The organism is Brevundimonas sp. (assembly GCF_023259385.1).
In the GTDB taxonomy this organism is placed as follows: Bacteria; Pseudomonadota; Alphaproteobacteria; order Caulobacterales; family Caulobacteraceae; genus Brevundimonas.
The window spans coordinates 1-7,464 of sequence record NZ_JAHFPF010000005.1 but is presented as its reverse complement, the minus strand read 5'-3'; the positions used below and the strand labels follow the sequence as shown (position 1 = coordinate 7,464).

Sequence of the window (7,464 nt, the reverse complement as noted above, 5' to 3'; positions counted from 1 at the left end):
GTCATCACTGAGGTTTTCGACGCGCACAGCGACTGGCTTCTGCGGGGAGGCGCGGTGACCCTGGCTGCCCTCGCCCTCTACGCGGGCGGCGTCTTCTGGACCCTCGGCTACGACACCATCTACGCCCTGCAGGACATCGAGGATGACGCCATGGTCGGGGTGAAGTCCTCGGCCCGCCGCCTCGGTTCGAACGTGCGTCTCGGCGTCGGCGTCTTCTACCTGCTGGCGGTTGTCTTCGCCGCGCTGGCGGGCCTGCTGGCCGGGCTCGGCCCGCTCTTCTACGTCGGCCTGACCGGCTACGCCCTGCATCTGTCGTGGCAGACCCGATCCATCCGGCCCGACGACGGCCCGTTCGCCCTGGCCCTGTTCAAATCGAACCGGGAGGCCGGGCTGGTCCTGCTTCTCGCCATCATCCTCGGTTCTGTGCAGCTTCCGCTTTGAAGGAGATCCGCATGTCCTCCCCCGTTCGCGCCCTTCTGATCGCCGCCGCGGTCGCCGCCACCCTGGCCGCCTGCAACCGCGACCGCGAAACGGACAAGGCCCCGGCCGCTCCGCCCGTCGTCGGCGCCGTGGAGACCCCTGCCGACGCCGCCGCCCCCATGACCTTCGCGTCCAAGACGCCGTGGGCCGACGTCAGCCTGAAACTGCCTGAGGGGCTGAAGAGCCAGACCGACCTGCACGCCCGCCTCTACGCCGAGGAAGTCCGCAAACTGCGTCAGTTCATCGAGGGCGCCCAGGGCGCCCGCACCGAGGCCGGCGATGACGCCGACATTCCGCTCTACCAGAAGATCGTCGAACTGACCGTCGCGGGTGAGACCGGCAAGCTGTTCAGCCTCAAGCGCGTCGATTTCGACTATTCGGGCGGCGCCAATCCCAACACCCTGACCGGCGGCATCCTGTGGGACAAGGCGCTGAAGCGGCAGATCGGCTTCACTGACCTGTTCCGGCGCGGCGCCGACCTGACGGTGCTGGATCAGGCCCTGTGCTCCGCGATCAACACGGCCAAGCGCGCCCGCGTGCCCGACAGCGCCTCCATCAACCTGGGCGACAAGCCGGGCTCCTGCCCGCGCGCCGCGGTCACCGAGTTCGTACTGACGCCGGGCGATACGCCGGGCAAGGCGGCGGGCCTGACCTTCCTGATCGGCCCCTATCAGGTCGGACCGCGCGTCGAGGGCGCCTATGAGATCGCCATTCCGGCGACCACTTTCCGGTCGCTGCTGGCCGTGGGCTACGCCGATGAGTTCGGGGGGCGGCTGGCCAAGGCCGGCGACGTCACCCCCGTCGCCGGCCCCGCCCGCTAATTAGTTCGCCAGGAACTGATCCATCAGCTCGGCGAACTTCGCCGGCTGGTCGCTCATGATGAAGTGCCGGCTGCCGTCCACCCGGGTCAGGCGCACGCCCGGCAAGGTCGCGTATTCCTGCCGCCACAGGGCGTCCGCCATCGCGGCGGGCGCGCCGCCGTCGGCGTCCGAGGCATAGGGCGCCCAGACGGGCGTGGTCATTGTCGCCAGTCCGGGTCGGACGTCGGTCAGCATGACGTCGCGGATCGCCGCCGCCATCGCGTGACGATCGCTCGCCATGCTCCATTCCACCATCCGCTCCCGCGTCAGCGGATCGCGTGAATAGCCGACCGCGCCCCGGACCTGCCCGGCCCGGAAGCTCGCGTCGTCGGCGGCCAGCATTCCGGCTGCGGCCTGCTCGGCGTAGGGCCGCGCGCCCTCGACCGTCGCCTGCGGGCCGAACAGGGCGCTGAAGAAGGGCAGGCTGTCGACCGTCATCACCTTGCCGACCAGTTCGGGCTTCTGCTGCGCCAGCATCAGGGCGCTGAGGCCGCCCATAGAGTGTCCGGCGACGGCCGGCGCGGTCAGCCCCTGATCGCGGATGTAGCGGGCCAGCTCATCGACGACCGGCTGGACGAACGGGCCGTCGCCGTGGGTCCACGGCTCGCCGGCGAAACCCGCCAGCTGCACCAGGTGCACCTGATGCGACGCCTTCAGCCGCTCGGCCTCGGCGCGCCACACCTCCCGCGAACAGCCGAAGCCGGGGATGAGGATCAGGTCCGGCCCCTGGCCCACGACCTCGACCGACAGCCGGTCTGAGACGAAGGGGGCGGGCGCCGTTGCGGCGGCCGGTTCGGCCCACACATCGGTGGCGAACAGGACGCCCCCGCCGATCGCCGCGACGGCGGCGGAAGCCATGAACAGGGCGCGGAAGGTCGAACGCCCGACGAAGTGGCGGTGATGCAGCATGACGATGTCCTTGAAGATGAGCCTGACGGCGTCAGGCGTGGGGGTTCTCGAAGATGTCCTCGACCGGCCGGTCGAACAGCACGGCGATGCGGTAGGCCAGGTCCAGCGAGGGGTCGTGTTTCTCGGTCTCCAGCGCGTTCACGGCCTGCCGGGACACGCCCAGCGCCTGACCGAGCTGTTCCTGGGTCCAGTCCCGCTCGACCCGCAGAAGCTTCAGACGGTTCTTCATCAGTTGGACGCCCGAATGAACGGCGCGACCAGCCCGAACGAGGCCCAGAAAGCCGGGTAGATCAGCCAGGTCGAAATGTGGGGCGCGCCCGCGAAGGTCTCTCCGAAACCCCACACGGTGGCGGCGGCCATGGTCAGGCCGGTGGCCGCGATGAACTGCTTGGCCGTCACCGCCCGCACGAACTCGTCCGACTCGCGCATCAGGGCCAAGGTCGCCCAGATCTGGCCGATCACGGGCGCCGAAACGGTTAGAGCCAGCGCCCAGGCCGCCGGGGTGTTCCGGATGTCGTCGAACGCATTGGACGACACCGCGATGATGATGGCGACATAGCCGCCCATGAAGGCGAGGGTGCGAAAGACGTACCGGCGCGCGGCGGGCGTCCAACCGGGACTGGATTTGATCATGACAGCTTCTCCTGACTGAATGTAAGGCTGACCTTACACCGCCAAAATGTCATGTCAACCTGACTTCATGTCAGGATCGCCCGACAATGGACCGTCCTCTTTGCGCACGGACTGGACGGACGTATCCTGGCTTCATGCCCGCCGCGCCCCGCGCCCGTCCGACCGATCTGTTCACGCCCCAGGAATGGGCGCCGTTCCAGACGCGCCGCGCCTGGGTCGGGCCGCTGCTGGTCGCGCACTGCTGGGGCGTCATCGCGCTGGCGGTCGCCGCCGGCGTGCTGTGGCCGGTGCTGATCCCGTTCTGCGTGGCCGTCATCGGCACGCGCCAGCTGGGTCTGGCCATCCTGATGCACGAGGCGGCGCACGGCGGCCTGTCGACGAACACGCGGCTGAACGATTTTCTCGGCCATTGGCTGTGCGCCGTGCCGATCGGCGCCTCGCTGGACGCCTACCGCCCCTATCACCTGTCGCACCACCGCTTCGCCCAGCAGCCGGAGGACCCGGATCTGGTGCTGTCGGCGCCCTTCCCCGTCTCGCCCGCCTCCCTGCGCCGCAAGATCGTGCGCGACCTGACCGGACAGACCTTCTTCAAGCAGCGGGTGCTGCTGCCCCTGGCCGCGATGCGCGGCGCCAGGGCGGCAAGAGCCACCGACGATCATGACTATGAGGCGATCGTCACCGGGCGTTCGATCCTGCCCTTCCTGCTGGTCAACCTGGCCCTGCTGGCGGGGCTGACGCTGGCGGGGATCTGGTGGGCGTATTTCGTGCTGTGGCTGCTGCCGATGGCGACCTGGTTCCCGATGGTCACCCGCCTGCGCAACATCGCCGAACACGCCTGCGTCGAGGGTTCGGCCGAAGACCCCTTCCGCGCCGCCCGCACCACCCGCGCAAGCTGGTGGGAGCGCGCCTTCATCGCCCCCTACTGGGTCAATTTCCACGCCGAGCATCACCTGTTCATGCACGTCCCCTGCTGGCGGCTGCCGGCCCTGCATCGGGCCGTACGGAGCAAGCCGCAGGGCGAGCGGATGGAGGTGGCCGGCGGCTACGTCGAGGTGCTGCGCGCGGCCAGCGCCCGGAACTCCTCCTAGGCCATCTGGCGTCGCGGCCCTATCGGCCGACCAGCCCCCCCACGGCGCGCCGCCGCTCGCGGGTGGGCCGCGCCTCTTCCGCCCGCAGGGTCAGCACGCGGAAGCCGTCGCGGGTGACCGCCACCGTATGCTCGAACTGGGCGGACAGCTTCCCGTCCTCCGTCACGACGGTCCATTCGTCCGCCTCGGTGCGCACCGTCCGGCGGCCCTGGTTCAGCATGGGCTCGATGGTGAAGACCATGCCCTCGCGCAGCTTCAGGCCGGTCCCCGGCTTTCCGAAATGCAGCACCTGCGGCGCCTCGTGCATCTCGCGCCCGATGCCGTGGCCGCAGTAGTCGCGCACGATCGAATAGCCGGCGCGCTTGGCGTGCTGTTCGATCGCATGCCCGACATCGCCCAGGGTCGCGCCCGGACGCACCGCGCGAATGCCCTTCCACATTGCCTCATAGGTGGTCTGGACCAGCCCCTTCGCCGGGGGCGCCACCTCGCCGATCAAATAGGTCTTGCTGGAGTCCGCGATGAAGCCGTTCTTCTCCAGGGTGATGTCGAAATTGACGATGTCGCCGTCCCGCAGGACATCGTCGCGCGACGGCACGCCGTGGCAGACGACGGCGTTGCGCGAACTGTTCAGCACGAAGCCGTAGCCGTACTGACCCTTGCTGGCGGGGCGGGCCTGAAGCCGCTCCACGATGAAGGCCTCGACCAGGTCGTTGACCTGAAGCGTGTCCATGCCCGCCAGGGGCAGCGCATCCAGATGGGCGAACACCGAGGCGAGCAGACGCCCGGCCTCCGCCATCACCTCGACCTCGGCCGGCGTCTTGATCACGCCGCCGCGCCCGTCAGATCGGCGGCGCCGACGCCCGCGGCCTTCAGCTCGCGCGCCGCCAGCTCCTGGAAGGTCAGGCCAGGATTCAGCTCGCCCAACATGCCGATCCTGATCCAGAACGCCGCCTGGGCGTTGATCGACCGGCACGACGCCCGGCTGGCCCGGCGTAGCTGCTCGTGCAGCTCATCCTCGATGTTGACGATCCCCATCGGGCGCTCCTGAATATACGATACGTATACGCTTCATATAGCCGGGCCTGCGGCGCGGCAAGCCGGGTTCCGCGTCGCCCGGCGTGCTAGGGAGCCCCATGGCCATCACTGATCCGACCGCCTTCATCCTCGCCAACACCCGGCTGCAGGCCGTGCCGCATGCGCCGGAGATTTCGCTGTGGCTGGCCGACGAGATCACCCCGATCTGGCGGCTGACCGAGGAAGAGCTGGGCGAACTGGGCCTGCCGCCGCCCTTCTGGGCCTTCGCCTGGGCGGGCGGACAGGCGGTGGCGCGCTGGCTGCTGGATAATCCGTCCGAAGTTGCCGGCAAGCAGGTGCTGGACTTCGCCACCGGCTCGGGACTGGTCGGCATCGCGGCGATGAAGGCGGGCGCGGTCTCCGCCCTCGGCGCGGATATCGATCCGTTCTGCGCGGCGGCGGTGGCGCTGAACGCCCAGGCCAACGGCGTCGCCCTGTCCTTCACGGACCGGAACCTGCTCGACGCCCCGCCGCCGCCGGTCGACGTCATCTGCGCCGGCGACGTCTGCTACGAGGCGCCGATGACCGAACGGGTGCTGGACTGGCTGGGCCAGGCCCGCGCCGACGGAACCCGCGTCCTGATCGGCGACCCGGGCCGGACCTATTTCCCCAAGACCGGCCTCGACTTCCTCGCCGAATACCGCGTGCAGACCACGCGCGAGCTCGAGGATCAGGAGATCAAGCGCTCGTCGGTCTGGTCTATGGCCTGATCCTGCTCGGGATCGGGCGAGAAATGGATGTGCCGCTCGGGGGCCGGATCATCTGTGTGATCCTCGCCCGACATCTCCGACTTCGCCGGACGCCCGGTTCCGCGCGCCTGTTCCAGTTCCGGATCGCGGCTGAAACCCGGATCAGCGGGGGAAGTGGTCACGGCAGGCTCCTTTGCGGACGACGCTCCATTTCCACAACCGGAATCGGGCCGGTCCGGTTCCGGCCACGCTTGGATATCCGGCCTCGCGGGACCACCTTCGGATCATGACCCGCGCCCTGATCCTCGCCGCCGTCGCCGCGCCGCTCTTGCTGGCCAATGTCGCCCAGGCCCAGACCTTGGCCCAGATCCCGCCGCCGGGCGCGTCCGCCTATGAGCAGCACCGTTGGCAGGCCGAGCAGCACCGGTACGAGATGGATCGCCTGCGCCTGCAGGCGGACCAGCGCGAGGCCACCGCGCGTCAGCTCGAACTCGAGACCCGGCTGAACCGCATGGATCTCCAGAGCCGCCGCACCGCCGATCCCTACGTTCCCTCCGCGCCCCGCGCCCTGCGCGCGCCGGAGGACGAACAGGCCCTGCGCCGCTCTGCGACCGAGCGCCGCCGCGCCACGGAAGCGGGCGTCGGCCAGATCGACGCCTGGCTGGACCGCCGACCGAATTAGCAGGCGGAAATCGGGCGCATCCCTTGCGTCCGGACCGCGTTACGGCTTCGCTCACGGTCTGAGGCGAGGGAGGACGGGTCATGCGTTGGGAAGGCGGCCGCCGCGGCGGCAATATCGAGGACCGGCGCGGCATGGGCCCGGTGGGATTGGCCGGCGGGGGCGTCGGCGCCCTGGTTCTGGCGGCCATCGGCTATTTCGTGTTCGGGATCGATCCCTCGACCACCCAGCAGATCACCAGCCAGCTGGGCGGCGTCGGCGCTGAACAGCAGGAAGGCAAGGCGGGCACGCCGCAGGATCAGGCCGGCCAGTTCGTCGATGTGATCGGGGCCAACATCGACGACGTCTGGCGCACCAAGCTGCAGGGCTATCAGCCGCCGACCGTAGTCCTGTACGAACAGGGCACCCAGACCGGCTGCGGCATGGGCCAGTCGGCCATGGGCCCCTTCTACTGCCCCACCGACCGCCGCGTGTATCTGGATCTCGGCTTCTGGCAGGAGATGGAGACCCAGCTGGGGGCCTCGGGGGCCGACTTCGCCCGCGCCTATGTGATCGCCCACGAATACGGCCACCACGTCCAGACCCTGACCGGCGCCTCGGATCAGGTGCGGCGGGCCCAGCAGCGCGCCTCGGGTGAGGCCGAGGCCAACCGCTATTCTGTCGCGCTGGAGCTCCAGGCCGACTGCTACGCCGGCGTCTGGGCCGCCAACGCCTCGGCGGTCTCGAACGGCCAGGTCGCCCTGACCGCCGGAGATATGGAAGAGGGTCTGAAGACCGCCTCGGCCATCGGCGACGATACCCTGCAACGCCGCTCGGGCGGCCGGGTCTCGCCAGACAGCTTCACCCACGGCTCGTCCGCCGACCGCATGGCCTGGCTGCGGCGCGGCTATGACAGCGGCGATCCGGCGGTCTGCGACACGTTCAGCAACCTCTAGAACGTCTTGTTGCGGCGCACACGGCGCGGCAAGGTCGATCCGTGTCCTCCTCCGCCGCCTCCGCCCTCGCCGCCTCGCGCCGCCTTGTCCTCAAGGTCGGCTCCGCCCTGCTGATCG

At 69.5% G+C, this 7,464-nt stretch carries 12 protein-coding genes; 6 read left to right on the top strand and 6 right to left on the bottom strand.

The genetic code is table 11. The features are described from left to right. On the top strand, nucleotides 1-441 hold a 441-nt coding region (locus tag Q0C81_RS00600; RefSeq protein WP_291832258.1), incomplete at its 5' end, for a UbiA family prenyltransferase. Nucleotides 442-452: 11 nt separating this feature from the next. Continuing rightward, nucleotides 453-1,301: a DUF3298 and DUF4163 domain-containing protein gene (locus tag Q0C81_RS00595; RefSeq protein WP_291832257.1), complete on the top strand. Its 849-nt coding sequence runs from the start codon at nucleotides 453-455 to the stop codon at nucleotides 1,299-1,301. Here Q0C81_RS00595 and Q0C81_RS00590 read toward each other — a convergent pair whose 3' ends face one another. Genes Q0C81_RS00590 through Q0C81_RS00580 form a run of 3 tightly spaced genes read right to left on the bottom strand, consistent with a single transcriptional unit; the run spans nucleotide 1,302 to nucleotide 2,882 of the window. Further along, nucleotides 1,302-2,249 carry an alpha/beta hydrolase gene (locus tag Q0C81_RS00590; RefSeq protein ID WP_291832256.1) on the bottom strand — a complete coding sequence of 316 codons (948 nt, stop codon included), beginning with the start codon at nucleotides 2,247-2,249 and terminating at the stop codon, nucleotides 1,302-1,304. It lies immediately after the preceding gene. A gap of 31 nt (nucleotides 2,250-2,280) precedes the next feature. After that, nucleotides 2,281-2,478, bottom strand: coding sequence for a helix-turn-helix transcriptional regulator (locus Q0C81_RS00585; protein ID WP_291832255.1), 198 nt, complete (start codon nucleotides 2,476-2,478; stop codon nucleotides 2,281-2,283). Further along, nucleotides 2,478-2,882, bottom strand: a complete 405-nt coding sequence (locus tag Q0C81_RS00580) for a hypothetical protein (protein WP_291832254.1) — start codon at nucleotides 2,880-2,882, stop codon at nucleotides 2,478-2,480. The genes Q0C81_RS00585 and Q0C81_RS00580 overlap by 1 nt, the downstream gene beginning before the upstream one ends. A 134-nt stretch (nucleotides 2,883-3,016) precedes the next feature. Between Q0C81_RS00580 and Q0C81_RS00575 the strand changes: the two genes are divergently transcribed. Next, nucleotides 3,017-3,970: a fatty acid desaturase family protein gene (locus tag Q0C81_RS00575; protein WP_291832253.1), complete on the top strand. Its 954-nt coding sequence runs from the start codon at nucleotides 3,017-3,019 to the stop codon at nucleotides 3,968-3,970. A gap of 19 nt (nucleotides 3,971-3,989) precedes the next feature. Here Q0C81_RS00575 and map read toward each other — a convergent pair whose 3' ends face one another. Both map and Q0C81_RS00565 read right to left on the bottom strand, forming a co-directional pair. Continuing rightward, entirely contained in the window at nucleotides 3,990-4,796 is an 807-nt protein-coding gene (gene map, locus Q0C81_RS00570; RefSeq protein ID WP_291832252.1) for a type I methionyl aminopeptidase, read from the bottom strand. Beyond that, entirely contained in the window at nucleotides 4,793-5,005 is a 213-nt protein-coding gene (locus Q0C81_RS00565; protein WP_291832251.1) for a ParD-like family protein, read from the bottom strand. Before Q0C81_RS00565 ends, map begins: the two co-directional genes overlap by 4 nt. A gap of 98 nt (nucleotides 5,006-5,103) precedes the next feature. Between Q0C81_RS00565 and Q0C81_RS00560 the strand changes: the two genes are divergently transcribed. Further along, nucleotides 5,104-5,754 (top strand): methyltransferase, encoded by a 651-nt coding sequence (locus tag Q0C81_RS00560; RefSeq protein WP_291832250.1) that lies wholly within the window; start codon nucleotides 5,104-5,106, stop codon nucleotides 5,752-5,754. Here the strand turns inward: Q0C81_RS00560 and Q0C81_RS00555 are convergent. Continuing rightward, the gene (locus tag Q0C81_RS00555) at nucleotides 5,715-5,915 is read right to left on the bottom strand and encodes a hypothetical protein (RefSeq protein ID WP_291832249.1); all 201 of its coding nucleotides are present in this window, start codon (nucleotides 5,913-5,915) and stop codon (nucleotides 5,715-5,717) included. The genes Q0C81_RS00560 and Q0C81_RS00555 overlap by 40 nt on opposite strands. A gap of 104 nt (nucleotides 5,916-6,019) precedes the next feature. Here Q0C81_RS00555 and Q0C81_RS00550 point away from each other — a divergent pair, with 104 nt between their 5' ends. Both Q0C81_RS00550 and Q0C81_RS00545 read left to right on the top strand, forming a co-directional pair. Continuing rightward, the gene (locus Q0C81_RS00550) at nucleotides 6,020-6,415 is read left to right on the top strand and encodes a hypothetical protein (protein ID WP_291832248.1); all 396 of its coding nucleotides are present in this window, start codon (nucleotides 6,020-6,022) and stop codon (nucleotides 6,413-6,415) included. Nucleotides 6,416-6,495: 80 nt separating this feature from the next. Beyond that, nucleotides 6,496-7,347, top strand: a complete 852-nt coding sequence (locus Q0C81_RS00545; protein WP_291832247.1) for a neutral zinc metallopeptidase — start codon at nucleotides 6,496-6,498, stop codon at nucleotides 7,345-7,347. The last annotated feature ends 117 nt before the right edge of the window (nucleotides 7,348-7,464 follow it).

What these genes read in the sequence shown, in the direction of transcription:
- Q0C81_RS00595 (WP_291832257.1), top strand. Translation starts at nt 453, where the DNA reads ATGTCCTCCCCCGTTCGCGCCCTTCTGATCGCCGCCGCGGTCGCCGCC.
- Q0C81_RS00590 (WP_291832256.1), bottom strand. Translation starts at nt 2,249, where the DNA reads ATGCTGCATCACCGCCACTTCGTCGGGCGTTCGACCTTCCGCGCCCTG.
- Q0C81_RS00585 (WP_291832255.1), bottom strand. Translation starts at nt 2,478, where the DNA reads ATGAAGAACCGTCTGAAGCTTCTGCGGGTCGAGCGGGACTGGACCCAG.
- Q0C81_RS00580 (WP_291832254.1), bottom strand. Translation starts at nt 2,882, where the DNA reads ATGATCAAATCCAGTCCCGGTTGGACGCCCGCCGCGCGCCGGTACGTC.
- Q0C81_RS00575 (WP_291832253.1), top strand. Translation starts at nt 3,017, where the DNA reads ATGCCCGCCGCGCCCCGCGCCCGTCCGACCGATCTGTTCACGCCCCAG.
- Q0C81_RS00565 (WP_291832251.1), bottom strand. Translation starts at nt 5,005, where the DNA reads ATGGGGATCGTCAACATCGAGGATGAGCTGCACGAGCAGCTACGCCGG.
- Q0C81_RS00560 (WP_291832250.1), top strand. Translation starts at nt 5,104, where the DNA reads ATGGCCATCACTGATCCGACCGCCTTCATCCTCGCCAACACCCGGCTG.
- Q0C81_RS00550 (WP_291832248.1), top strand. Translation starts at nt 6,020, where the DNA reads ATGACCCGCGCCCTGATCCTCGCCGCCGTCGCCGCGCCGCTCTTGCTG.
- Q0C81_RS00545 (WP_291832247.1), top strand. Translation starts at nt 6,496, where the DNA reads ATGCGTTGGGAAGGCGGCCGCCGCGGCGGCAATATCGAGGACCGGCGC.